This is a genomic window from Rhodococcus zopfii NBRC 100606 = JCM 9919 (assembly GCF_001895025.1).
GTDB classification, from domain to species: domain Bacteria; phylum Actinomycetota; class Actinomycetes; order Mycobacteriales; family Mycobacteriaceae; genus Rhodococcus; species Rhodococcus zopfii.
In genome coordinates this window covers 61,863-86,040 of record NZ_BCXI01000008.1, presented here as the reverse complement: position 1 = coordinate 86,040, position 24,178 = coordinate 61,863, and the positions used below count along the sequence as shown (strand labels likewise).

General features: G+C 70.5%; 22 protein-coding genes. 7 read left to right on the top strand and 15 right to left on the bottom strand.

Annotated elements, in window-relative coordinates; translation table 11 throughout:
• The first annotated feature begins 47 nt into the window (after positions 1 to 47).
• Both dapD and RZ1_RS05405 read left to right on the top strand, forming a co-directional pair.
• Positions 48 to 1,001: a 2,3,4,5-tetrahydropyridine-2,6-dicarboxylate N-succinyltransferase gene (dapD, locus tag RZ1_RS05410; RefSeq protein ID WP_072809904.1), complete on the top strand. Its 954-nt coding sequence runs from the start codon at positions 48 to 50 to the stop codon at positions 999 to 1,001.
• Positions 1,002 to 1,098: 97 nt separating this feature from the next.
• Positions 1,099 to 2,433: an amino acid permease gene (locus tag RZ1_RS05405; RefSeq protein ID WP_372481622.1), complete on the top strand. Its 1,335-nt coding sequence runs from the start codon at positions 1,099 to 1,101 to the stop codon at positions 2,431 to 2,433.
• Here the strand turns inward: RZ1_RS05405 and RZ1_RS05400 are convergent.
• The 8 genes from RZ1_RS05400 to RZ1_RS05365 form a co-directional block, all read right to left on the bottom strand.
• A complete protein-coding gene (locus RZ1_RS05400) occupies positions 2,405 to 4,036 on the bottom strand; it encodes a VWA domain-containing protein (RefSeq protein ID WP_238072023.1) in 1,632 nt (543 codons plus the stop codon). The two genes, RZ1_RS05405 and RZ1_RS05400, sit on opposite strands and share 29 nt — an antisense overlap.
• Positions 4,037 to 4,130: 94 nt before the next feature.
• Positions 4,131 to 5,411, bottom strand: coding sequence for a PucR family transcriptional regulator (locus RZ1_RS05395; protein WP_072809900.1), 1,281 nt, complete (start codon positions 5,409 to 5,411; stop codon positions 4,131 to 4,133).
• Between the two features lie 135 nt (positions 5,412 to 5,546).
• On the bottom strand, positions 5,547 to 6,977 hold the full coding sequence (locus RZ1_RS05390) for an acyl-CoA synthetase (protein ID WP_072809898.1): 1,431 nt from the start codon (positions 6,975 to 6,977) through the stop codon (positions 5,547 to 5,549).
• Positions 6,978 to 7,004: 27 nt separating this feature from the next.
• Positions 7,005 to 7,679 carry a rhomboid family intramembrane serine protease gene (locus RZ1_RS05385; RefSeq protein ID WP_072809896.1) on the bottom strand — a complete coding sequence of 225 codons (675 nt, stop codon included), beginning with the start codon at positions 7,677 to 7,679 and terminating at the stop codon, positions 7,005 to 7,007.
• Between the two features lie 50 nt (positions 7,680 to 7,729).
• Positions 7,730 to 8,839: a succinyldiaminopimelate transaminase gene (gene dapC / locus RZ1_RS05380; RefSeq protein ID WP_238072024.1), complete on the bottom strand. Its 1,110-nt coding sequence runs from the start codon at positions 8,837 to 8,839 to the stop codon at positions 7,730 to 7,732.
• Between the two features lie 13 nt (positions 8,840 to 8,852).
• Positions 8,853 to 9,176, bottom strand: coding sequence for a ferredoxin (gene fdxA / locus RZ1_RS05375; protein ID WP_072809893.1), 324 nt, complete (start codon positions 9,174 to 9,176; stop codon positions 8,853 to 8,855).
• 170 nt (positions 9,177 to 9,346) lie between these two features.
• A complete protein-coding gene (locus tag RZ1_RS05370) occupies positions 9,347 to 11,947 on the bottom strand; it encodes a bifunctional FO biosynthesis protein CofGH (RefSeq protein WP_072809891.1) in 2,601 nt (866 codons plus the stop codon).
• Positions 11,948 to 11,993: 46 nt separating this feature from the next.
• Positions 11,994 to 12,188, bottom strand: coding sequence for an Rv3202a family protein (locus RZ1_RS05365; RefSeq protein ID WP_072809889.1), 195 nt, complete (start codon positions 12,186 to 12,188; stop codon positions 11,994 to 11,996).
• A 248-nt stretch (positions 12,189 to 12,436) separates the two neighbouring features.
• On the opposite strand from RZ1_RS05365, the gene RZ1_RS05360 reads away from it, so the two are divergent.
• Genes RZ1_RS05360 through RZ1_RS05350 form a run of 3 tightly spaced genes read left to right on the top strand, consistent with a single transcriptional unit; the run spans position 12,437 to position 15,176 of the window.
• Positions 12,437 to 12,913 (top strand): PH domain-containing protein, encoded by a 477-nt coding sequence (locus RZ1_RS05360; RefSeq protein ID WP_072810000.1) that lies wholly within the window; start codon positions 12,437 to 12,439, stop codon positions 12,911 to 12,913.
• The gene (locus RZ1_RS05355) at positions 12,910 to 14,445 is read left to right on the top strand and encodes a PH domain-containing protein (protein ID WP_072809887.1); all 1,536 of its coding nucleotides are present in this window, start codon (positions 12,910 to 12,912) and stop codon (positions 14,443 to 14,445) included. Before RZ1_RS05360 ends, RZ1_RS05355 begins: the two co-directional genes overlap by 4 nt.
• Positions 14,442 to 15,176 carry a uracil-DNA glycosylase gene (locus tag RZ1_RS05350; protein WP_072809998.1) on the top strand — a complete coding sequence of 245 codons (735 nt, stop codon included), beginning with the start codon at positions 14,442 to 14,444 and terminating at the stop codon, positions 15,174 to 15,176. The genes RZ1_RS05355 and RZ1_RS05350 overlap by 4 nt, the downstream gene beginning before the upstream one ends.
• Here the strand turns inward: RZ1_RS05350 and RZ1_RS05345 are convergent.
• From RZ1_RS05345 to RZ1_RS05325, 6 genes are all read right to left on the bottom strand, one after another.
• Entirely contained in the window at positions 15,139 to 15,573 is a 435-nt protein-coding gene (locus RZ1_RS05345; RefSeq protein WP_072809885.1) for a hypothetical protein, read from the bottom strand. The two genes, RZ1_RS05350 and RZ1_RS05345, sit on opposite strands and share 38 nt — an antisense overlap.
• 66 nt (positions 15,574 to 15,639) lie before the next feature.
• Entirely contained in the window at positions 15,640 to 15,798 is a 159-nt protein-coding gene (locus RZ1_RS30425) for a hypothetical protein (RefSeq protein WP_169917865.1), read from the bottom strand.
• Between the two features lie 74 nt (positions 15,799 to 15,872).
• Complete coding sequence (gene mshB, locus RZ1_RS05340; RefSeq protein ID WP_072809997.1) at positions 15,873 to 16,754, bottom strand: N-acetyl-1-D-myo-inositol-2-amino-2-deoxy-alpha-D-glucopyranoside deacetylase; 882 nt, start codon at positions 16,752 to 16,754, stop codon at positions 15,873 to 15,875.
• Complete coding sequence (locus tag RZ1_RS05335) at positions 16,751 to 18,616, bottom strand: ABC transporter family substrate-binding protein (protein WP_072809883.1); 1,866 nt, start codon at positions 18,614 to 18,616, stop codon at positions 16,751 to 16,753. The genes mshB and RZ1_RS05335 overlap by 4 nt, the downstream gene beginning before the upstream one ends.
• 110 nt (positions 18,617 to 18,726) lie before the next feature.
• Complete coding sequence (gene typA / locus RZ1_RS05330; RefSeq protein ID WP_072809995.1) at positions 18,727 to 20,613, bottom strand: translational GTPase TypA; 1,887 nt, start codon at positions 20,611 to 20,613, stop codon at positions 18,727 to 18,729.
• Positions 20,614 to 20,845: 232 nt separating this feature from the next.
• Entirely contained in the window at positions 20,846 to 21,982 is a 1,137-nt protein-coding gene (locus RZ1_RS05325) for a helix-turn-helix transcriptional regulator (protein WP_072809993.1), read from the bottom strand.
• A 112-nt stretch (positions 21,983 to 22,094) separates the two neighbouring features.
• Here RZ1_RS05325 and RZ1_RS05320 point away from each other — a divergent pair, with 112 nt between their 5' ends.
• On the top strand, positions 22,095 to 23,489 hold the full coding sequence (locus tag RZ1_RS05320) for an FAD-binding oxidoreductase (RefSeq protein ID WP_072809881.1): 1,395 nt from the start codon (positions 22,095 to 22,097) through the stop codon (positions 23,487 to 23,489).
• Between the two features lie 69 nt (positions 23,490 to 23,558).
• On the top strand, positions 23,559 to 23,735 hold the full coding sequence (locus RZ1_RS30420) for a hypothetical protein (RefSeq protein ID WP_169917863.1): 177 nt from the start codon (positions 23,559 to 23,561) through the stop codon (positions 23,733 to 23,735).
• A 40-nt stretch (positions 23,736 to 23,775) separates the two neighbouring features.
• On the opposite strand, the gene RZ1_RS05315 is transcribed toward RZ1_RS30420, so the two are convergent.
• The gene (locus tag RZ1_RS05315) at positions 23,776 to 24,177 is read right to left on the bottom strand and encodes a (deoxy)nucleoside triphosphate pyrophosphohydrolase (RefSeq protein WP_072809879.1); all 402 of its coding nucleotides are present in this window, start codon (positions 24,175 to 24,177) and stop codon (positions 23,776 to 23,778) included.
• Position 24,178 lies beyond the last annotated feature (1 nt).

Below are 24,178 nucleotides of genomic sequence, written 5' to 3'. Positions count from 1 at the left end.
ACAGGGCAGGCGCAGCAGGACGATGCCCTCGCGTAATCTTCTCGACCGTGAGTGCACAGGGAGCATCAGCAGTAGGCATCGCGAACATCGCGGCGGACGGCACCGTCCTCGACACCTGGTACCCGGCCCCCACGCTGGGTGAATACGGCGAGACGGGCACGCAGCGACTCGAAGGAACCGACATCCCGTCGGACCTTGCGCTGCTGGTCGGCACCGACGAGGCCCGCGAGGTCACCCAGGTCGTGGTGCGCACCACGATCGCGGACCTCTCCCGGGCTCCGGTCGACGCCCACGACGCGTACCTGCGCCTGCATCTGCTCTCGCACCGCCTGGTTCAGCCCCACGGGCAGAACATGGACGGCATCTTCGGTCTCCTCGCCAACGTCGTGTGGACGAACTTCGGCCCGTGCGCCGTCGAGAACTTCGAGATCGTCCGCTCCCGTCTGCGCATCCGCGGTCACGTCACCGTGTTCGGGGTCGACAAGTTCCCCCGCATGGTGGACTACGTCGTGCCGTCCGGTGTGCGCATCGCCGATGCCGACCGCGTGCGCCTCGGTGCGCACCTCGCGCCCGGCACCACCGTCATGCACGAGGGCTTCGTGAACTTCAACGCCGGCACGCTCGGCAGCTCGATGGTGGAGGGCCGGATCTCGGCCGGGGTGGTCGTCGACGACGGCTCCGACGTCGGCGGCGGCGCGTCGATCATGGGCACGCTCTCCGGCGGCGGCAAGGAAGTCATCTCGGTCGGCAAGCGCTGCCTGCTCGGCGCCAATGCCGGTGTCGGCATCTCGCTCGGCGACGACTGCATCGTCGAGGCCGGGCTGTACGTCACCGCAGGCACCAAGGTCACCGGCCCGGACGGCACCGTTATCAAGGCCAAGGACCTCAGTGGCGCGTCGAACCTGCTGCTGCGCCGCAACTCGGTCAGCGGTGCGGTCGAGGTCGTCCCCAACAAGGGCACCGGAGTCGAGCTGAACGCTGCCCTGCACGCCAACGACTGATTCGCACCCATCGTCGAGTAGAACCGTGACGGAAGCCGGTCGATCGCGAACGGACATCGAGGATCTCGGTACCGGCCTGAAGGTCCGGCACCTGACGATGATGGGGCTCGGTTCGGCGATCGGCGCGGGACTGTTCCTGGGGTCCGGTGTCGGCATCGCCGCCGCCGGTCCCGCGGTGATCGTCTCGTACGTCCTCGCCGGCATCATGATCATCTTCGTGATGCGGATGCTCGGCGAGATGGGTGCCGCACTGCCCGCCAGCGGCTCGTTCTCCCACTACGCGCGCATCGGCATCGGCGGGTGGGCGGGCTTCGTGATGGGCTGGCTCTATTGGTTCATGCTGATCATGGTGCTCGGCGTCGAGATCACCGGCGCCTCGAGCATCGTGAGCTCGTGGATGCCCGGGGTGCCGCAGTGGGTCGTCGCCCTGGTGTTCGTCACGTTCTTCGCTGTCGTCAACCTCGCGAAGGTCGCGAACTTCGGCGAGTTCGAATTCTGGTTCGCCGCACTGAAGGTCGCGGTGATCATCGGGTTCCTCGTCATCGGTGTGCTGCTGGTGTTCGGCCTGCTGCCCGGGACCGAACCGGTCGGGCTGACACATCTGCTCGGCGACGGCGACGGATTCGCGCCCAACGGTATAGCCGGGATCGCCGCGGGTCTGCTCGCGGTCGCGTTCGCGTTCGGCGGCATCGAGATCGTCACCATCGCCGCCGCCGAATCCCGCGACCCGGAACGGTCCATCGCGACCGCGGTGCGCACCGTGGTCTGGCGCATCAGCCTGTTCTATCTGGGTTCCATCGCGATCATGGTGCTGGTACTGCCGTGGACCGTCGCGGGCAGCAACGAGGATTCGCCGTTCGTGTCCGTGCTCGACATGGCGGGCATCCCGTACGTGTCCGGGTTCATGGAACTGGTCGTGGTGGTGGCGCTGCTGTCGGCGTTCAACGCGAACGTCTACGGAACGTCGCGGATGGCGTTCGCTCTGTCCCGCGGCGGTGACGGTCCCGCCGCCCTGGGCCGGCTATCCCGGACGGGGGTGCCGCGCAACGCGGTGCTGCTGTCGGTGTTCTTCGGATTCGTCAGCGTGCTGCTGAACTGGCTGCTCCCGGAGACGCTGCTCGAGGTCCTGCTCAACGCGGTCGGCTCCGCACTGCTCGCGATCTGGATCTTCATCGTCGTGGCACAGTTGCGTCTGCGGCCCCGCTTCGAGCGCGAGGGCGTCCTCACGGTCCGCATGTGGGCGTTCCCCTACCTGAGCTGGGTCACGCTCGCCCTGCTCGGGATGTTCATCGTCCTGATGCTGTTCGACGACACCGCACGCGTCCAACTGCTGTCGACGCTCGTGCTGTTCCTGGTGATCGCCGCGATCGGATGGATGTGGCAACGGCGCACCCGGCCGGTCCCTAACCGGCCCGGTCCGCGAGGGCACTGACGAAGATCGCGGAGATGTCGCCGGGTTCCTGCGCGATGTAGCTCGTACCGCCGGTGGCGTGGGAGATCGCCGCGAGCGCCTCCGCGTCGGCACCGGCCGTGATGCCGACCGTGACGACGATGACGGGCCGGGCCGGGTTCTGCTCGCGTTCGAGGGTCGCGATCAGGTCTTCCTCGCTGATGCCGTCCGGTTCGTCGTCCTCACCGTCGGTCAGGACGATGACGCTGTTGATCGCGCGCGGATCGTACGTGGCCTGCATCTGCCGGAACGCCGCGAGAGTCGTGTCGTAGACGGCGCTGCGGTCGCCGGCCGTCGAGCCCACCGCCGTGCTGAGCGAGTTCATCAGTTCCCGCTGCGTGTGCCCGCCCACCGTGGCGTCGAGCCGCCGGATGGGCAGTACCTCGCGGTGGTCCTGCCCGTTCTCGCCGAGGTCGTCGGCGAACACCCACAGACCGGCCTGCACGCTGCCCGGGAACATCGCGGTTCCGGAGCGCGCCGCCTGTTCCGTGAGCTGCAGGAGGGTGGATCCGCCGACCGATGTGTTCATCGAGGCGGAGGCGTCGACGGCGACCAGCGTGCGGATCGGCAGAGCCAGCACTGCCCAGGCTCGCAGCGTCTCCTGGGCGATGCTCTCGTCGGTGAGGGTCATCGTGGTGATCTCCCCGAGTCCGGCACCGTCGGGCAGGGCGTGACCGGCCGGATCGCGGAATCCGTGCTCGACGAAGACATCCCGCGCCCACTGGGTTGCGAACACATCCGCAAGCACCCGCGCCGCAGCGGTCGCCGCGCGGTGTCGCTCCGGCTCCGGGGACGTCACCACCAGGGAGTAGTCGAGCAGGATGCTTCCGTTGTCCGGCACCACGGCCTCGAGCGCGACGGTTCCGGGCGCTGCCGTTTCGGGCGCGTGGCTCGCGATGTACTCCTGCAGTTGCTGCTCGGTTCCGACGCCGACACCCCCGTCCGACGCGATCAGGTCGAACAGCACAGATCCGGCCGGCGGCTCGTCGACGCGGTCGCTCTCGCGTTGGGCGAGAGGTGCCATCGCGGTGCGGACGGTTCCGATCGCGACGGCATCGTCCTCGGTTTCGGCCAGTGCCGCGCGGATCGCGGACGCCGCGATCCCGGTGCGCAACGGATTGCCCGGACGCAGGTTCGGCAGGGCGAGAGCGGCGCGCCAGGTCGCCACCTCGGGCACCTGCCCGACGCGGGCGACCAGAACCGCCGGCGTGGTCGCGATCGGGGTGAGGATCGTCTGCACCGGACCGGACGCGATTGCCGACGCGCGGGTCGCCCACGAGCCCGAATCCGGAATCCACAGGTCGGGTGCCCCTTCGCCGGTGCCGAGCAGGCCGGTGACGTCGCCGGGTTCGGCGACCGAGACGGTGAAGCTCGTGCATCCGGTGTCGGCACGGGCGAGCACGTCGGTGACCGCGTCCGCGATCCCGGGAGCCACCGCGAGGGCGTATCGGTCGACGACTTCGCACCGGTCCTGCCAGGAGCGGACGGCTCCCGCCACACCGGCACCGAGCCCGAGCAGGACCGCAACGACCACGAGATACGCCGCGGCCCGCCTCGTGGGGCGACGCTTCCGTGCGTCGGGCACCGCCATACGACTCCTCCCGAGACCGATTCGACGTGGAGGGCTATACCCCCCGATATGACGCCAGTCACACTATATCGGTCACGAAATGCAATCGTTACAAGATCGTGAGGCCGGTCGTCTGTTCTGCGACAATGCCCTCCAGCCTGCGAGCCACGATCGCTGCCTGCAACTGCCGCAGCCCGGACGGCCGGGTGGGGTCGAACCCGGTCAGCTGCGCGATGCGCTTGAGCCGGTAGTCGACGGTGTTGGCGTGCACGTGGAGTGTGCGGGCGGTGAGCTGCCGGCTGAGATCGTGGGCGATGTGCGTCTCGAGAGTCTCGACGAGTTCCGGGGTCTCGTCGAGCGGCTCGAGCACCCGCGCGAGGTACTCGCGCGCCGGGCCGGGGCGGGTGAGCTGGTATTCGAGCGCGAGGTCCTGCATGCGGTACACCCCGGCCGGGCGCCCGAGCTGACGGACCAGATCGAGCAGTTCGTGAGCCTGCTGCGCCCCCACCGGCACCTCGGAGACCGTCGAGTGAACCAGCACGATCGTCACCGGTACACCCGCGACCACCTCGATACGCTCGCGCAGCATCGCGATGGCCTCGTCGCTGCGCGCACCCGCGAGCAGCACCGTGCCGCCCTCCGGCCCGAGCAGCGACAACTGCCGCCCCTCGCACGCCGCCTCCAGTTCGACCTCGACGCGACGCAGAGTACGACGGGCGACGACGTCCTGCCGCACGTGCGGATTGCGGGCGTCGGGGTGCCGGGCCAGTGCCAGGCCGAGCACCGTATATCCGTCGGCCAGCTCGAGCCCGGACCGCCGTGCGACCGCGGCCGCGTCCTGCCCGCTGATCAGGGCGGTGACCAGTTCCTGTGCGGCGACGTCCCGTTCCCGCTTGATCGCGTCGAGTTCGGCGACGAAACCGGTGGTGGCCGCGACGGTGACACGCTCGAGCAGCGCCATCCACAACCGGGATGCGGCGGCGACGGACTCGATGTCGCCCTCACCGGCGCGGTCGGTCACGAGTTCCCAGCCGAGGCGGATGCCCTCGTGGTAGATGCGCAGCATGTACTCGAGCCGGAAACCGGCGCGCGCCCACTGAGCGGCGCTGCTGCGCAGCTCGGCCAGGTCCGCGTCCGACGGCAGTTCGCCCGCGTCGAGCAGGTGGATCGCGATGCGCAGGCATCGAACGGTGACGTCGGTGACGTCGCCGCGCAGCGAGTCGCCGGGCCGCAACGAGCACGGCGCGACGTGGTCGGCGAAGTGCGCCACGAGTTTCCGCGCGACCGCCGGCAGATCACGCAGCGGTATCGATGCCGGCTTCCCGTCGACGACGAAGGCGGGTTCGCCTCCCCCCGGAACCGTCGGACGCACGTGATCGGTCACAGACATGTTTCAACCCCCCAATGAGTAGACGAACCTACTGTGCAGAGAACAATCCGCCCTCGGGGGCGGAATGCGCAACCCCGAGTCACAGATTTCTCACGGAACTCCGCCACCGTCGGGGCCCATCCCCGGCAGCGGACCCTACCCGCTCAGCAGCTTCTTCTGCACCTTCCCCATCGCGTTGCGGGGAAGGTCCCGCACCACCCGCACTTCGCGCGGTCGCTTGTGGATCGAAAGTTGTTGCGCTACAAGATTGATGAGTTCTCCTTCGTCGACCGCCGGACCACCGGGACGCGGTACGACGAACGCGACGATGCGCTGCCCCAGGTCGTCGTCGGGCACCCCGACGACCGCGACCTCACGCACCGCGGGGTGCCCGAGGAGAACCGTCTCGATCTCGCCGGCCCCGACCCGGAACCCGCCCGACTTGATCAGATCGGTCGATTCGCGCCCCACGATGCGGTGGAAGCCGTCGGGATCGATCACAGCCACGTCGCCGGTCACGAACCAGCCGTCGTCGGTTCGTGATTCCGCGGTCGCGTCGGGGCGGTTGAGGTAGCCGTCGAACAGCATCGGCCCGCGAACCTGCAGTACTCCGATGCTCTCGCCATCGTGCGGCACCCCGGCACCGTGCTCGTCCCGCAACCGGGTCTGCACTCCGCGCACCGGCGTCCCCACCCATCCGGGACGACGTTCCCCGTCGACGCGGGTGCTCAACGTCAGCATCGTCTCGCTCATCCCGTACCGCTCGATCGGGGTCAGACCGGTCAGCTCGCGCAGCCGTTCGAACACCGGCACCGGCAACGGGGCGCTTCCGGACACCAGCAGCCGCGCCCCGCTCAGCGCCCGTGCCGCCTCCTCGTCCTCGACGACCCGCGACCACACCGTCGGCACCCCGAAGTACAAGGTTCCCTGCGCCTCCGCGTACGCCTGCGGAGTCGGCTTGCCGGTGTGGATCAATCGACTGCCCACTCGCAGCGGCCCCAGAACACCGAGGATCAGCCCGTGCACGTGGAACAGCGGCAGCCCGTGCACCAGGGTGTCCCGGCCCGTCCACTCCCACGCCTCCGCGAGCGCATCGATACCCGCGGCGATTGCGCGACGGCTCAGCAGCACACCCTTGGGCGCTCCGGTCGTGCCCGAGGTGTAGAGCACGAACGCGATACGGGCCGGGTCCGGCTCGGGCAGCGCGTGCCAGTCCCGTGCGTGCAGCCGCACCGCGATCACCGGCAGCTGCGGGCCGGCTCCGTCCGGTTCGGGTGCCGCACCCAGCCACGCCTGCGCACCGGAATCGTTCAGGATGTGGGCGCGCTCGGCCGGACCGGAATCCGGCGGCACCGGAACGACCGTCACCCCCGCCAGCAGCGCGCCGACGATCGCGACGACCGTCGCCGCGGTGGGGGTCGCGAGCACGGCAACCCGCTCGGCCCGCGCAACCCGCGCCGCGACGGCGGTCGCAGCGCCGAGGATGTCGCTGCGGGACAGGGTGTGCCCGTCGATGCGGACGGCGTCGGGCAGGTCGTCGCCGCGCGCGACGGCGAGGGGGTTCAGCGAGGACAGGAGTGCAGACACCGCATCACCTTCCCACAGCCCGCACGCTCAGGCGCCGACCGCCGCTGCCGGGACCTGACGAGTCGGCGGCATCACGGTGCCGAGCACCGCACCGAGCAGCATTCCGCACAGCACGGCCACACCGTGCGCGTCGTCGATCAGCAGCAGCAACGCGCCCATCGAAAGGATCGCCAGCGACATCGCCAGCTCGATCCGGCGCGCACCGACCGCCAACCACAGTCCCGCGGTCGCGGCCGCCAGTGCGAACGCCGCCGCGGAGCAACCGGCCCCGGCGGACGGCGACACGAACGACGTGAACAACCCCCACAGCAACTGCCCGGCGGCAAACAATGCGATCGCACGGCCGGGCCCCCACACGCGCACGCCCGCGACGGCCGGCAGAGCGAGCAACATCAGGTTCGCGAAGGTCGCGGCCACTCCCCCGTCCTGGACGAACGCCGATGTCACGACCCGCCACCATTCGCCGTCGTCGCGGATCTGCACGGGGTTGCGCCGGAAGATCTCGTTCAGCGCGGGCACGGCGAGCTGCAGCAGCGACGGCACCGCGACGACGAGCCACAGCACCGTCGCGGCCAGGGGCGGTGGCCACAGGAACGTCCGGAAATCCCGTGCGCCGGACCACCGCAGCGCAAGCAGCGTCGCGAGCATCACGAACAGGACATAGAGCACCACAGATCGCGGATCGTCGCCTGAGGTGCTCACGGGCGCCAATCTACCTGCGGGTGACCGGTTGTTCGGGTTACCGAGCCCGTTCAGCCGAGTCGGGATGCGGCCGCGGCGATCCTCTCGTCCGTCGCGGTCAGCGCGATCCGCACGTGCTGTACACCGCCGGGACCGTAGAACTCGCCCGGCGCCACCAGAATTCCGCGGTCGGCGAACCAGTCGACGGTCGCGCGGCACTCCTCGCCGCGCGTCGCCCACAGGTACAGCCCGGCCTCCGAATGGTCGACGGTGAAGCCGGCGCCGCGCACCGCCGCGAGCAGCACCTCACGTCGCGCGCGATACCTTTCGCGCTGAACGTTCTCGTGCTCGTCGTCGAGCAGCGCCGCGGTCATCGCGGACTGGATCGGCAGCGGCAGCATCATGCCCGAGTGCTTACGCACCTCGAGCAGGTCCGCGACCAGGTCGGCGTCTCCGGTGACGAACCCGGCGCGGTAGCTGGCCAGGTTCGAGGTCTTCGACAACGAGTGCACGGCCAGCAGGCCCGTGTGGTCGCCGTCGCACACGCTCGGGTGCAGGATCGACAGCGCTTCGCCTTCCCAGGTCAAACCCAGGTAGCACTCGTCGGACACGACGATCGCGCCGCGGCTGCGGGCCCAGTCGACGACCTTGCGCAGGTGGTCGAGGCCGAGCACCTTGCCGGTCGGGTTCGACGGGGAGTTCACGAACACCAGCGCCGCGCCCTCCGGGCCGAGCCGGTTGAGGCCGTCCGCACGGATCAGTCGCGCGCCGGCGAGCAGACCCCCCACCTCGTAGGTCGGGTAGGCCAGTTCGGGAATGACGACGAGATCGTCGGCGCCGAGACCGAGCAGGGTCGGCAGCCACGCGATCATTTCCTTGGTCCCGATCGCCGGCAGGATCGCCGACTCGTCGAGACCGCTGATGCCGTAGCGGCGGGCCAGCGCTCCGACGGCGGCGGCCCGCAGTTCGGCGGTGCCGTGGGTCGTCGGATAGCCCGGCTCCTCCGCGACCGCGACGAGTGCCTCGCGGATCACCGGGGCAACCGGGTCGACCGGGGTTCCGACCGAGAGGTTGACGATGCCGTCCGGATGCGCCGACGCCTTCGCCTTCGCGTCGGTCAGCGAGTCCCAGGGGAAGTCCGGCAGGGTCTTCGCCACCGAACGTCGTGCGCGTGTGGTCACCGTAGCGGACAACTCAATCCTCGCCCATGGGAGGCAGCGCCTTGATGAACGGCGGGTCGTAGTCGACCTTGCCGAGCTTGGCGGCACCACCGGGCGAGCCCAGGTCGTCGAAGAAGTCGACGTTCGCCTTCACGTACGCGGACCACTCGTCCGGCACGTCGTCCTCGTAGAAGATCGCCTCGACGGGGCACACCGGTTCGCACGCACCGCAGTCCACGCATTCGTCGGGGTGGATGTACAGCATGCGACCGCCCTCGTAGATGCAGTCGACGGGGCATTCCTCGATGCATGCCTTGTCCATCACGTCCACGCACGGCTCCGCAATCGTGTACGTCACTGCTGTTCTCCCTGCCTCTCACTGTGCCCGCCGACCTGCGCGGTCCCGCCCGGATCGGTTGCTCGCGGCCCCCGACGCCGTCCAGTATCCCCCGCCGGTCGGCCACCCCCGCGAATTAGGGTGCCCTGACCCGTCCGGAGGCCTGCGTGGAAGTGTCCCGGACGTGGTTGTCAGCGAACGCTGACGCCGATCGCGCGGGGCGCGTACGCGGTCGTGCGCTGGCGTGCCGGACGGCCGATCCCTTCGGCGATCGCGACGAGTTCGGCGACGGTCTTCTCCGATCCGTGCTGCGAGCCCGCCATCCGCGAGATGGTCTCCTCCATGAGCGTGCCGCCCAGGTCGTTGGCGCCGCCCTGCAACATCGCCTGCGTCCCGGCGACACCGAGCTTGACCCAGCTCGTCTGGATGTTGTCGATCCGCCCGTGCAGCATGATGCGGGCCAGCGCGTGCGCAGCGCGGTTGTCGCGCATCGTCGGGCCGGGACGGGACGCGCCCGCGAGGTACAGCGGCGACGACTGGTGCACGAACGGCAACAGCACGAACTCGGTGAAACCGCCGGTGCGGTCCTGGATGCCGCGGAGCACGTTCAGGTGCCCCACCCAGTGCTGGGGCTGGTCGACGTGCCCGTACATCATCGTCGAACTGGACCGCAGCCCCACCTCGTGCGCGGTGGTGACGACGTCGATCCATTCGGCGGTCGGCAGCTTGCCCTTGGTGAGCACCCAGCGCACCTCGTCGTCGAGGATCTCGGCGGCGGTGCCCGGGATGGTGTCCAGGCCGGCCTCGCGCAGTTCGATCAGCCAGTCGCGGGTGGAGATGCCGCTGCGCGCGACGCCGTTCGCGATCTCCATCGGCGAGAACGCGTGCACGTGCATCGACGGAACGCGCTCCTTGACCGCACGTACGAGGTCCGCGTAGCCGGTGACCGGCAGTTCCGGGTCGATGCCACCCTGCATGCACACCTCGGTGGCACCGGCGACGTGCGCCTCCCACGCCCGGTCCGCGACCTCGCTCGCGGACAGCGTGAACGCGTCGGCGTCGCCCTTGCGCTGCGCAAACGCGCAGAACCGGCAGCCGGTGTAGCAGATGTTGGTGAAGTTGATGTTCCGGTTCACCACGTACGTCACGTCGTCGCCGACGGTGTCGCGGCGCAGCGTGTCCGCGAGGGCGACGACCGCTTCGAGGCCCGCACCGTCGGCCGTCGCGAGAGCCAGGTACTCGGCGTCGGAGCAGCCGGCGGGGTCGCGTTCGGCCGCGCGCAGGGCCGCGAGCACATCGGTGTCGACCCGCACGGGCGCGCTCGCCCCGAGGGCGAGGACCTGTTCGCGCACGGTCTCCCAGTCACCGAACGCGCTGCCCAGGTCCGAGCGGTGCTCGGTGTTGCGGCCGGTGACGTCGATCTCGGAGTTCAGGTCGATACGCCCGGACGACTCCCAGTCGATGTCCGGTTCCTGCCACGGCAGCCCGGACGGGATCACGTCCTTCGCGAGCCCGGTCGCCGGATCGGACAGGGCGCGCACGTGGGCTGCGATGCGCGGGTCGATCCACGGCGCGCCGGCCAGCACATACTGCGGCTGCGCGGCGACCCGTTCGGTGAGGGTGAATCCGGCGTCCGCGCTGAGCTGCGCGAGCGTGTCCAGGTTCGGCCACGGCCGCTCCGGGTTGACGTGGTCGGGGGTCAGCGGCGACACCCCACCCCAGTCGTCGACACCGGCGGCGAGCAGAGCCCGGCACTCGTCGTGCGAGACGAGGTTCGGCGGTGCCTGGATGCGCATCCCGGGTCCGAGCACCAGACGGGCCACAGCGATCGCGGCCCGGAACTCGTCGAGCCCGGCGTCGTCGTGTTCGCGCATCGCGGTGTCGTCCTTGGCCCGGAAGTTCTGCACGATGACTTCCTGGATGTGACCGAATGCCTTGTGCGACTTACGGATCGCAGCGATCGACTCGGCACGTTCGGTGAACGTCTCACCGATGCCGACGAGGATGCCGGTGGTGAACGGCACCGAGAGCCGGCCGGCGTCGGTGAGCACCCGCAGACGCACCTGCGGGTCCTTGTCGGGGCTACCGTGGTGGCACTGCCCCTTCTCGGTGAACAACCGCTCGGCCGTCGTCTCCAGCATCATGCCCATCGACGGCGCGACCGGCTTGAGCCGTGAGATCTCCGCCCAGCTCATCACGCCCGGGTTCAGGTGCGGCAGCAGGCCGGTCTCCTCGAGCACCCGGATCGCCATGGCCCGCACGTAGTCGAGGGTCGAGTCGTAGCCGCGTTCGTCGAGCCACTGCCGCGCCTCGGGCCACCGGTCCTCCGGCCGGTCACCGAGCGTGAACAACGCTTCCTTGCATCCCAGCTCGGCTCCCTGCCGCGCGATCTCGAGGATCTCGTCGGGTTCGAGGTACATGCCTCGCCCCTCCGCGCGCAGCTTGCCGGGCACGGTGACGAACGTGCAGTAGTGGCAGCGGTCGCGGCACAGGCGGGTGATCGGTACGAACACCTTCCGCGAATACGTGACGATGCCCGGACGTCCCGCCGCGAGCAGACCCGCGTCCCGCACCCGCGCCGCGGACGCGCACAGATCGTCCAGGTCCGCGCCCCGCGCCTGCAACAGCACGGTCGCCTCGTCGACGTTGAGGGTCACCCCGTCGCGAGCCCGGCGCAACGCGCGTCGCATCCCCGGCACAGCCCGCTCTCCGGCCCGCCCGGCGGCGCCGGGGCGAACCGAAGGCATGGGAAGAATTGTGACGGGAGCGTCGTCGTCAGTGGAGCGGGTCATTGGCCGATCATGCGCCACGACTCCGACGGGTGCCACCTTCGGGTGTTCACTCCCTGGGATAGTCCTCGTCTTCGGGCACGGACAGGCTCTGTTCGACGGCATCGCCCGGATCGACCTCGAGCGGAACCTGGTCCGGCACCACGTCGTCTGCGGCTTCGTCGTCGTATGCGTCGGTGGCCTGCTCGATCCGATCGGCCTCGGGCAGTCCGGCGAATTCGTCGGGGCGTGCTGATCCGGTCATCACAGTCCTCCTCGTTTCGACCGGCCGGCCCGCGTGCCGGGCCTGCCGGTACGACCGAGCCTAACGGCTGCGACCGATCCGGGCCCGTGATCACCTCCCACCACCCGCCGAACCGAAGGCCTGACTCCGGGCCCCAGCACTGCGAGATACTCGGGGACGACCCGCCCTGCGACGAGGAGCACGAATTGACACCGGATTCCGACGTGGGCAGACCCGACGCCCGGACCGTTCCCCCGGCCCCGGTGCCGATGGCCGATCCCGCCTGGCGGCCGAGCCCGAAGGCCCGTCTGCTGTGGGCCGTGAACGCCGCGCTGCTGTGGATTCCGATCGTCGGCGTGCAGATCGTGTGGGCGATCGTCGACCACGGGCGCGGGCCGTGGCACGTCGCGGCCGCGGTCGCGACGGTCGCGCTCGCCACCGCGCACGTCGGCATCGTCCCGATGTGGCGGTACCGGGTGCACCGCTGGGAGATCAGCGACACCGCCGTCTACACCCGATCGGGATGGTTCACGCAGGAACGCCGCATCGCGCCGATCTCCCGGATCCAGACCGTCGACACCGAGCGCGGCCCGATCGACCGGTGGCTGGGACTCGCGACGGTCACCGTCACCACCGCGTCGTCGGCGGGGGCCGTGGAGATCGCCGCACTCGACGTCGCGGTCGCCGACGCCACGACGGCGCGGCTCACCGAGATCGCCGGCCGCAACGGGGTCGATGCGACATGAGCATCGACCCCGTCCCCCCGGAATCGGAGAGTCCCGCCGCGCTCGCCGCCGAAGCGGAACAGCCGTGGCTGCGCCTGGATCCCCGGATGCTGCTGGTCCATCCCGTCCAGGAGATTCTCCGCCTGCTGCCGGTGCTTGCCGTGTCGGTGGTCGTCGGGAGCAGCAGCGGCAATCACGGATGGGGGCTGGCGGTCGCCGGGCTGCTCGTCGTCATCGGTGTCCTGCGGTGGTTCACCACCACCTACCGGATCGGGCCGGCGCACGTCGAGCTGCGGCGCGGGCTGCTCCAGCGGCAGGTGCTGTCGATTCCGCGCAGCCGCATCCGTTCGGTGGACGTCGACCGTCGCGTCATGCACCGGCTGCTCGGGCTCGCGTCGGTGCGGATCGGCACCGGCCAGGCCACCGGCGGCGGCCGCGACCGCAACCGGTTCGAACTCGACGGCCTCGCGATCGGCGCGGTGCCGGCGTTGCGGGAGTCGCTGCTGTCCGCGCACACCGCCCCGGGCGACGGTCCCGCCGCCGCGGCCGCCCCCACCGAAACCGAGCTGGCCCGGCTGCAACCCTCCTGGGTGCGGTACGCACCGTTCTCCACGACCGGGCTCGTCGCGGTCGCCGCGGTCGCCGGCCTGGCATTCCAGTACGGGATCGGGGAACGCCTCGCCGAGTCCCGCACCGTGCAGCGCGGCATCTCGTGGGCCACCGCGGCCGGACCGGTCCTCGCCGTCGCGGTCGCGGTCGCCGCGCTGCTCGCGGTCGCGAGTGCCGCGGCCTGCGTGCGATACCTGCTGCTCTACGGAAATCTGCTCGTCACCGACGACGGCCGCACCCTGCGCATCGGTCACGGTCTGCTGCGGGTGCGGCACACCACGCTGGACCGGGCGCGGCTGCGCGGCGCGGTGCTGCGCGAACCGCTCGCCCTGCGGATCGCCGGCGGGGCCCGGCTCGACGCGATCATGACCGGTGTCGCGGCCGAGCGCGGTGAATCCTCGCTGCTGCTGCCCGCGGCTCCCGCCGCCGAGGCGCACCGCGTCGCGACGGCGGTGGTGCGCGACCCGGCGCTGCCGGCGACACCGCTGCGGCCGCACGGCCCGGCCGCGCGGCGGCGCCGTTACACCCGGGCCGTCCTGCCCGTCCTCGCCGCCCTCGCGGTCGCGGCCGTCGCGACGGCGGTCACCGGACGGACGGTTCCACTCCCCGTGTGGATCGGTGCCGCTCTGCTGATACCGGTCGCGGCCGGCCTGGCCTGGGACCGGTACCGCAGTCTGGGGCACGCCGTCCTGCCCGGGTGGCTGATCACCCGCAGCGGGTCGCTGGATCGGCAGCGGGTCTGCCTCGAAGCCGACGGCATCATCGGCTGGACCGTGCGGCAGTCGTTCTTCCAGCGGCGGGCCGGCGTCGCCACCGTCGTTGCTGCGACACCCGCGGGCGTCGGGCACTACGAGGTCCTGGATCTGCCGGTGGAACAGGCGTGGTCGCTGGTCGAGGCGGTAACCCCGGGCGCCGGCGACGTGTGGGCGAGGGAGCACCGATGACGTGGCCTCCCGACGAGGATCTGCACACCCTCGCCGAGATGGACGACCGGCTCGTGCACTGCCGCGCCTGCCCGCGGCTGGTGGCCTGGCGTGAGCAGGTGGCGCGCGACAAACGCGCCGCGTTCCGCGACGAGGAGTACTGGGGCCGCCCGGTGCCGGGTTTCGGACCGGCCGACGCGGCGCTGCTCATCGTGGGGCTGGCCCCGGCTGCGCACGGCGCGAATCGCACCGGCCGGATGTTCACCGGCGACCGGTCCGGAGATTTCCTGTACGCCGCGATGTACGAGGCGGGGCTCGCGTCGCAACCGACCGCGACCCGCCCCGGCGACGGTCTGGTCCTGCACGGCACCCGGATCACGTCGCCGGTGCACTGCGCACCGCCCGCGAACCGTCCGACGACCGCGGAACGCGACACGTGCCGCCACTGGCTGGACCGGGAACTGACACTGCTGGCCCCGACCCTGCGCTCGGTAATCGTGCTCGGGGGTTTCGGCTGGCAGGCACTGCTACCGGTCCTCGCCGCCGCCGGCTGGGTGATCCCGCGACCGCTACCGCGGTTCGGGCACGGCGCGCACGCCGAACTGCCGGCGGCGTCCCCGGACCGGGAACCGCTGCATCTGTTCGGGTGCTATCACGTCAGTCAGCAGAACACGTTCACCGGGCGGCTGACCCCGGCGATGCTGACGGACGTGCTCACTTCTGCGGCTGAGACTGCCGGACTGCGTTCGTGATGGCATTGATGCGCGCGCTGAACAGGTACAGCCCGGCCGGGCCGAGCGCGGCGATCGGCAGCAGCAGGATCCGCCAGTCCGCGACCGCGAGCTGATCGGCGCCCGGCCCACCGGCCAGGCACAACACGAACCCGACGGCCCAGGCCACGAGCGGCCACGTGGCCTTCCCCAGAGATCCGGTCTCGGTGCGCACCGCCATCACGAGCAGCAGATTCACGACCGCGGCCACGAGGATCGAGATCGGGAACGGCACCGAGCCGATGTACATGCCGAGGAACAGCACGGACAGCACCGCACAGATCAGGCCGTCGACGACGAGCAACGCCACGACCCCGGTCCGGGGTGGGGCATCGGAGGGGGGCGCGTCGGCTGCTGCGGTGGCGGGATCGACCGTCATGGCTTCGATAGTGCGCCTCTCGACCGTCGTCGCGCACCTCGGGGGGCGGTTCGCAGGCGCGCCCGATCAGGGAACCGGTGGATAGCCGAGCATCGTCAGCAGGTGACTCTGCTGATCGGCGAAACCGTACAGCGCGTGGTAGTAGTCGGCGTGGATCTGATCGGCGTAGGGCCGCAACGAATCCACGAACGCGACGATCTGGTTCTGGACGGACCAGTTGTACATCCACATCTCCCCGTGATCAGGGCCACCCGGACAACGAATGTGAGCAGAGTCACTCCGGAGCGACAGCCGTCACACTACGTCAGACCGGCGAAGAGGTCACGCTCTCGACCGGACACGTCGACGTTCCCGAGCGTGCCCCGCACGAGCACGAAATGCTCCTCGGCGAGCACCGGCTGCGCGATCAGATTCGACAGGGCGAACGCCGCGCCGCCCGGCGCGACGACCACCTGGGTGGCGTGCGCGGCCATCGCGGTCCGCTTCGCGTCGAGCACCCCGCTCACGTCCACGGCGGTGGTGACCTGCTCGTCGGGCACGCTCGGCAGCTCGCCGGCGCCCGGTGCGGCCCAGCCGGCAGGGAGGTCGCCGAGGGCGGCGAGCCCGTCCCGCAGTGCGCTCTGTTCGGTGACGGTCCAGTACAGCTTCGGGGTGGCCCACGGCTCCCCCGCGTCCGGATACGCATCGGTGGCGGCGGCCTCGACCGCGGCGGTCACACGCTCGTGCACGGCGATGTGGTCGGGATGGCCGTAGCCGCCGACCGGGTCGTACGTGACGACGACGTGCGGGCGCAGTTCCCGCACCACGGCGACGAGAGCGGACACCGCCTCGTCGAGGTTCGCGTTGACCCAGGCTCGCGGGTTCTCCGCCGACGGGGTGCCGGCCATGCCGGAATCCCGCCAGCGGCCGGCACCGCCGAGGAAGCGGGGTGCGGCGACACCGAGCGCGGCGAGCGCGCGGGTCAGTTCCAGGATCCGGTAGCCGCCGAGCTGATCGGCACGACCGGCGACGAGCTGCGCCCAGTCGTCGCCGATGACCTCGCCCTCCTCACCGAGCGTGCAGGTCACGACGGTGACCTCGGCGCCCTCGGCCACGTATCGGGCGATGACGCCGCCGGTGGTGAGGGTTTCGTCGTCGGGATGGGCATGTACGAGCAGCAGCCGGCGGGCAGCAGCGGTCACGGGGTCGCCCTCCACCAGTCGTGGGCGTCCGCGACGACACCCGCGGGTACCGCACCGGCGAGCGATACCCCGTCGATTCCGGGGCCGGCCGCGACGACCGTGCGGTCCTGCAGGATCGGCAGGTTCACGGCGAGATCCCACAGCTTCGGCTGGGCGGCCGTCAGGATCTCGCGCGCGTCGCCGGTGCCGCGGACCGCCGCGTCGAGGTCCGCGGTCAGCGTCGGGTCACACACCGAGCTCAGGTTGCTGGGAGCCTCGAGCTGCGCAATCACCGCGTCCTCCTCGATGACCTCGGCGTCGGGGGTGGTCTGCGCGGCCGAGGCCGGGGTGGCCGCCGGGTCGGCGTCGGCAGTGTCCCGCGGGGTCGTATCCCTCGCGGCCGGCGGAACGGGCAGGCAACCGAATCGCGACAGTGCGGCGGTCGCCGGATCGTTCCCGGCGCGCATCCAGCCGACGACGGCGTGCACGCTGCCTTCCACGAGGGCTTCGCCGTACAGCTCGTCGGCGGGCAGCGCGGTGACCGTCGTGCGGATGCCTGCGCCGCGCAGGACGTCGGCCGCGGTGCGCGCGACCGCGAGGGGAACCCCGGCGTCCTCGGCGACACCGATCACCAGGCTCAACGGCACCCCGTCACGGACGAGCAGTCCTTCGGTTTCGGTCTCGGGTGCCGGGGCAGGTGTGGTCGCGGGGGCGGCCGTGGTCGCCACGGGCAGCCCGTCCGGAACGTCGACCGGAACCGCCGGTGCCACCGGCAGATATCCCGCTTCGGCGAGCAAGCCGAGGGCCTGTTCCCGGGTCGGTCGCGGCGGCGCCGACGGCGCGTAGCCGGGGTCCGAGGGCGCGAACACCTGGGCGCGGGCGGGGACGACCGCGGATTCGGTTCCCGCCGCGACGGTGGCGAGCAGGTCCGGGTCGAGCAGACCCAGCACGCCACGGCGCACGCGCGGATCGGCGAATTCCGGGGTCCGCGCGTTGAGGGTCAGATCGAGGGTGCGCGGCTGCATTTGTGTGCCGGCCCGGACGCCGGGAACCGCACCCAGCTGGGCGAGCAGGGCAGAGCCGCCGTGAATCTGCGCGACTTGAACGTCGCCGGTGCGCATCGAGTCGGTCAGCTGCGAGTCGGTGCCGCCGCGGCGCAGCAGAATTTCGTCGGGCCGTGCGGGCAGCCCCCAGAAGCGGTCGTTGCGCTCGAGCAGGATCTCACCGCGGCCGCGGTCCACCGAGTCGACGGAAAAGCGGCCCCCGGACACCGGGATGGACTCGGCCAGTCCGGTGGCAAACCCACCGGGCGTGTCCTTGACCAGGTGCGCGGGGAGCAGATCGGTGAACAGTTCCCGCCACGCCGGATACGGCTCGCGCAGGGTCACGGTGACGGTCTTGCCGCCCCCGGACGAGGCGATGTTCTCGATCAACCGGTACCCGGACGGGTCGACGACCCCGGGCTGGGTGATCATCTGCTGCCACAGGTAGCGGAAGTCCTCGGCGGCGATCGGGGCACTGTCCGACCATTGGGCGTCGGTGCGTAACTGGTAGGTGACCGTGAACGGGTTCTGGGAGGTCACCTCGGCCGACACGAGCACCGACTCGTCGGGAACCCGGTCCACGATCGCCGGGTTCCCGGGGTTCGGCACCGGCCGGAATGCGCTCGGCAGCACCAGTTCGGCCACGGCGTTGCCGACCGGCGACTGATCGGCGAGCAGGTGCGGGTTGAACCCGGCGCCGATGTCGTCGATCGCGACGACGACGGTGTTGCGCTGCGGGACGGGCGCGGGGGTCTGGGTCGGCTCGGTCTGTTCGATCGGCGGGGGCGGATCGGCAGTGCAGCCGGACAACCCCGTGGCCAGAGCGGTCACAGCGGCCATGATCAGTGGCCACCGCCGTCTCCGGACGCGCGAACGCAACAACCGAGCCTCCCTCTGTCGGAAACGGCCTCGGTGGTGGCCCCATCGACCGGGGCCCACCACCCGGGCTGCTACTTGTTCCGGGCCTTCTCGCGCGAACGCGCGCGGGCACGGTCGGTCGCCGACAGGTGCACCTTGCGCACGCGCACGTCCTCCGGCGTCACCTCGACGCACTCGTCGACGGCACAGAATTCGAGCGCGGCTTCGAGGGTGAGCTCGATCGGCTTGGCGAGGGTCTCCATGACGTCTGCCGTCGAAGAGCGCATGTTGGTGAGCTTCTTCTCGCGGGTGACGTTGATGTCGAGATCCTCGGCACGCGGGTTGATGCCGACGACGTGACCTTCGTAGGTGTCGCTGCCCGGCTCGACGAAGAACGTGCCGCGGTCGGCGAGCTGGATCATCGCGAACGGGGTGACCGAGCCGGCACGGTCGGACACCAGCGAACCGGTGTGCCGGGCACGGATCTCGCCGGCCCACGGCGCGTAGCCGTGGAAGATCGCGTTGGAGATGCCGGTCCCGCGGGTCTCGGTGAGGAAGTCGGTGCGGAAACCGATCAGGCCGCGCGACGGAATGATGAACTCCATGCGGACCCAGCCGGTGCCGTGGTTGATCATCTGGACCATCTTGCCCTTGCGGTTGGCGAGGAGCTGGGTGATGGCGCCGAGGTGCTCTTCGGGGCTGTCGATGGTCAGCTCCTCGTAGGGCTCGTGCAGCTTGCCGTCGATGGTCCGGGTGACCACCTGCGGCTTGCCGACGGTCAGCTCGAAACCCTCACGGCGCATCTGCTCGACGAGGATGGCGAGTGCCAGCTCGCCGCGGCCCTGCACCTCCCACGCGTCCGGGCGCCCGATGTCGAGGACGCGGAGCGACACGTTGCCGACGAGTTCGGAGTCGAGGCGGGTCTTCACCATGCGGGCGGTGAGCTTGTGTCCCTTCACGCGGCCGACGAGCGGCGACGTGTTGGTGCCGATGACCATCGAGATGGCCGGTTCGTCGACGGTGATGGTCGGCAGCGCGACCGGGTTGTCGACGTCGGCGAGGGTGTCGCCGATCATGATGTCGGGAATACCGGCGACGGCGACGATGTCGCCCGCGACGGCCTCTTCACCGGGCTGACGGTCGACACCGACGGTCTTGAGCAGCTCGGTGATCTTGACGTTCTTCACGCCGTCGGCGTGCATCCACGCGACGGTGTCGCCCTTGCGGAGCTTGCCGTTGTGGACGCGCAGCAGCGCGAGGCGGCCGAGGAACTCGGAGGCGTCGAGGTTGGTGACGTGTGCCTGGAACGGGGCCTCGGGGTTGCCCTTCGGGGCGGGGATGCACTCGAGCAGGACGTCGAACAGCTCGTCGAGGTTCTCGGCGTCGGGAACCTGGCCGTTCTCGGGCTGCTTCCGGCTGGCCTTACCCTCGCGACCGGAGGCGTAGAGCACCGGCAGCTCGAGCGCGAGCTCGGCGGCTTCGGCGGCCTCGTCGTCGAGGTCGGAGGCGAGGTCGAGCAGCAGCGTCTGGCTCTCCTCGACGACCTCGGCGATCCGTGCGTCGGGGCGGTCGGTCTTGTTGACGACGAGGATCACCGGCAGCGAGGCGGCGAGCGCCTTGCGCAGCACGAAACGGGTCTGCGGCAGCGGGCCCTCGGAGGAGTCGACGAGCAGCACGACACCGTCGACCATCGACAGGCCGCGCTCGACCTCGCCGCCGAAGTCGGCGTGGCCCGGGGTGTCGATGACGTTGATGACCGTCACCGCACCGTCCTGGTGGTGGCGGTGCACGGCGGTGTTCTTCGCGAGGATGGTGATGCCCTTCTCGCGCTCGAGGTCGCCGGAGTCCATGACCCGGTCGACGAGTTCCGCACGTTCGGCGAAGGCGCCCGACTGGCGCAGCATGGCGTCGACGAGGGTGGTCTTTCCGTGGTCGACGTGCGCGACGATGGCGACGTTCCGAAAATCAGCGGTGCTCACGCGATGGCTCTCCTGGCTGTAGTCCGGCCACACGGCACTGGACCCGGTCGGCACCTCGCCCGTACGGCATTTCGTATCGGTGGCCGCGACGCGAATGCGAAACACCGACGCGACCGGAACCGGCCCACGCAGGCACTGCGGCCTCGAATATCCTACAGGCCGCAGAGCCGTCTCCGCGCCGACGAACCACGGTTATGCCAGCCCAGGCGCTACAACGTGATGTTCGCCACGTCTATCCGGCGTCCGGGGCGGCGTCGTCGAACCATCCGTCGCAGCCCACTGCACCGTTCTTGCGGGTGGCGTAGTGGTCGAAGAACACCGTCGACATCAGTTCGCGGCGACTGGTGACGCCCGCCTTGGCGAACACCGACTTGAGATGGTCCTGCACGGTGTAGGGCGACAGGTGCAGACGTCGCGCGATCTCCGTCGTGCTGTCACCGCGCAGCACCCTCTCGACGACGTCGCCTTCGCGACCGGTCAGCCCGAACGCGGCCACGACCAGCGGAAACAGCGCCGAGGCCCCGGCTTTCTCGATGGTCACCGCGATCCGGGTGCCCTCGCCGCGACCGGCCAGGGGCGACGCGTGCACGACGAGCCACTCGCCGGTCCGCGAGCGCACGGTCAGTCGCGGCACCGAGCCTGTCCGGCCGGCCTGCAGCGAACGCGCGGCTGCGACGGTGGAGGTCAGCGCGGGCGGCGGACTCGTCCACAACGATCCCCCGAGCTCCTCGACGCGCTGCTCGGCACCGGGTGTGGCCATCTCCACATCGCCGGCAGCGTCGAAGATCACGACGGCAGGTCCGTCCAGCGGTGCCGCCCAATCCGTTCTCGCCTGCGCGGTGGTGGCGATCAGCCCGGCGCGGACCCCGAGCGCCATCAGCCCGGACACGCTCCGCACGAAATCCGCCTCGGCGGGGCTGAAGCCGCTGGATTCGTGGGCCCGATACACGGCCATCCCACCCCAGGTCTTCCGGCCGGCCTTCATTGCGACGCGCATCTCGTGCCCGAATCCGAAGACGGGCTCGATGAGCTCGCGAAACCGGGAGCTGCGGTGCGGGTCGCCTGCGGTCTCGTCGTGCAGGATGCTCACGCCCACATCGCGGCGGGCGAGATCCGTGAACAGGCTCACCCGATCCTCCACGTATTCGTGGTGCGCGAAGATCTCCTCGCACGGATCGTCGATCCCGACCTTGATGGAGCTGGTGACGAGGGTGGTCGCCGGATCGATGGTGGCGAAGCACACCCCTTCGAACGGCACCGCCCTCCCCAGGACGTCGAGCGCCTCCATCCCGAACATGTCCCACGGCAGACCGGCACGGGACAGGGTCTCGATGCCGGCACGGGCGGCCTCGGCGCGGAAGGTCCTCACCGGGTAAGTGTGCAGGACCTGCCAGACGGGGTACACCCCAGAAACCTGGGGGATGGAATTACCCGCATTCCGGGGATGTTGCCACCGGCCCGGCCCGGCGACGCTTCTCCACATGACCACAACACCGACGACCGCCTCGCGGATCCCGTTCCCCGACCTTGCCGCCCGCATCGAAGGCGCCCTGACTCTGCCCGCCGACGACGAGTTCGTCCACGCCGCGCAGGCTTGGAACCTGGCTGTGCCGCAACACCCGTGCGCGGTGCTGCACGCCCGGACCGCGGCCGACGTCGTGCACGCCGTGCGCTTCGCGATCGACCATTCGCTGCCGGTGAGTGCGCAGCCCGGCGGGCACGGCGCCACGACCGCGACGGACGGATCACTGCTGATCCGCACCGCCGCCCTGGACGACATCTGGATCGACGCCGACGCCCGCGTCGCGCGGGTCGGCGCCGGCGTCAAGTGGGGACAACTGCAGTCCGCGCTCGACGGCACCGGCCTGACCGGCCTGGTCGGCTCGAGCCCCGACGTCACGGTCGTGGGCTTCTGTCTCAGCGGCGGCCTGTCCTGGTTCGGTCGCGCCCACGGCACCGGGGCCGCCACGATCCGGGCGGTGGAGCTGGTCGACGCGACCGGAGCCCACCGCTGGGTGGACGACTCCACCGACGCGTCGTTGATGTGGGCGCTGCGCGGCGGCGGCGGCGAGTTCGGAATCGTCACGGCAATGGAGATCGCGCTGGTGCCGGCACCGGAGCTGACCGGCGGGCGACTGCTGTTCCCGGTGGAGGACGCTCCCCGCGTCTGGCGGGCCTTCGCCGAGGTCACGACGGTGGCACCGCGGGAGCTCACGCTCTTCGCGTCGGTGCTGCATTTCCCGCCGATCCCGGAGTTGCCGGAGGAGATTCGGGGTCGGTCGTTCTGCGCGGTGGACGCGGTGTTGCTGGGGGGCGCCGCGACCCTTGCGATGCTGCTGCGCCCGATCGCCGGTGCCGGAACGCTGCTGCGCAGCACGATCGGCGCGCTGCAGCCGAGCGCGATCGGCGACGTGTGCGAGGAGCCGGTCGATCCGACACCGGCGGTGACCGGGTCCGCGTCGCTGGTCTCGCTGGACGACGACGCACTCACCGCGCTGCTGACCCACGCGTCCGATCCCGCCTGCGGGCTGGTGCAGGCTCAGATCCGGCATCTGGGTGGCGCGTTCCGTGACGATCCCACGCTGCCGGCAGCGTCTGGACCGGTCGCGGGCGAGTATGTCGCGATGATGCTGGCGATGGCACCGGTGCCCGAGGCGACGGCGCCGGCACAGGCGGCGATCGACGTGGCCCTCGACATCCTGCAGCCGTGGTACGCCGGGCCGACGACCCTGTCGATGCTCGGGCACCACGACGGCGTCGATCTCGCGTTCGCGCCCGACACGTTGCGCCGCCTGCGCGACGTGAAGGAATCGACGGATCCGCGTTGCGTCGTGCGAGGGAACTTCCCCGTGCACGGCCCTCGCCCCACCCGATAAGGGAATGCTAACCTGCCTTCCACGGTCGGCGACTGCGATGACGTCCGTGGAAGGCAGGGTGGGACGCGAGTGGGCAAGGTCAAGGTGCGCAAGGTCGCGCGTCTCACCCCGAAGAAGAAGTGCTGCCGCAAGAAGGTCCGGTGCATCAAGTGCCCGGTGGTGATCATGCGGATGAAGAAGATCGAGCACGAGGATCTCAGCAAGAAGGAACTCGAGAAACGGCTCGCGAAGGCGCGCGCGGCCTGAGCGCATCGACTTCCCGCGCGGCCTGAGCGCGGCGCGGATTCTACTGTCTCCGCAGTAGATGTTCCTGCAGGTCCGGTAGCCATTCGCGGTCGTTCGGCACCAGCGGCACGGTCGACAGTTCCGCCGCATCGACCCATCGCAGCGCGGAGTGTTCGAGCGGGGCGGGAACACCCGCGACCAGTTGGACGCGGTAGGCGCACAGCATCCGTCCGTCCGGAAGGGGCACTGCCGCTCCGATGCGTTCGCCGCCGGAGACCTCGACGCCGAGTTCCTCGCGCAGTTCGCGGCGCAGCGCGTCCTCGACGGTTTCCCCGGGTTCGACCTTGCCGCCGGGTAGTTCCCACAGTCCCGCGAGTTCGGCGGGCCGGGTGCGTTGCGCTAGCAGCAGCCGGCCGTCGCGGAACAGCGCGGCCGCCACCACTTCGCCCGGCCGGTCGGTCATC

Coding starts and splice junctions, on each gene's coding strand:
- RZ1_RS05370 (WP_072809891.1), bottom strand. CDS start 11,947: ATGACCCGCTCCACTGACGACGACGCTCCCGTCACAATTCTTCCCATG.
- RZ1_RS30425 (WP_169917865.1), bottom strand. CDS start 15,798: ATGTACAACTGGTCCGTCCAGAACCAGATCGTCGCGTTCGTGGATTCG.
- RZ1_RS05355 (WP_072809887.1), top strand. CDS start 12,910: ATGAGCATCGACCCCGTCCCCCCGGAATCGGAGAGTCCCGCCGCGCTC.
- RZ1_RS05320 (WP_072809881.1), top strand. CDS start 22,095: ATGACCACAACACCGACGACCGCCTCGCGGATCCCGTTCCCCGACCTT.
- RZ1_RS05395 (WP_072809900.1), bottom strand. CDS start 5,411: ATGTCTGTGACCGATCACGTGCGTCCGACGGTTCCGGGGGGAGGCGAA.
- RZ1_RS05365 (WP_072809889.1), bottom strand. CDS start 12,188: ATGACCGGATCAGCACGCCCCGACGAATTCGCCGGACTGCCCGAGGCC.
- RZ1_RS05405 (WP_372481622.1), top strand. CDS start 1,099: ATGATGGGGCTCGGTTCGGCGATCGGCGCGGGACTGTTCCTGGGGTCC.
- RZ1_RS05345 (WP_072809885.1), bottom strand. CDS start 15,573: ATGACGGTCGATCCCGCCACCGCAGCAGCCGACGCGCCCCCCTCCGAT.
- RZ1_RS05350 (WP_072809998.1), top strand. CDS start 14,442: ATGACGTGGCCTCCCGACGAGGATCTGCACACCCTCGCCGAGATGGAC.
- RZ1_RS05335 (WP_072809883.1), bottom strand. CDS start 18,616: ATGGCCGCTGTGACCGCTCTGGCCACGGGGTTGTCCGGCTGCACTGCC.
- RZ1_RS05360 (WP_072810000.1), top strand. CDS start 12,437: ATGGCCGATCCCGCCTGGCGGCCGAGCCCGAAGGCCCGTCTGCTGTGG.
- RZ1_RS05315 (WP_072809879.1), bottom strand. CDS start 24,177: ATGACCGACCGGCCGGGCGAAGTGGTGGCGGCCGCGCTGTTCCGCGAC.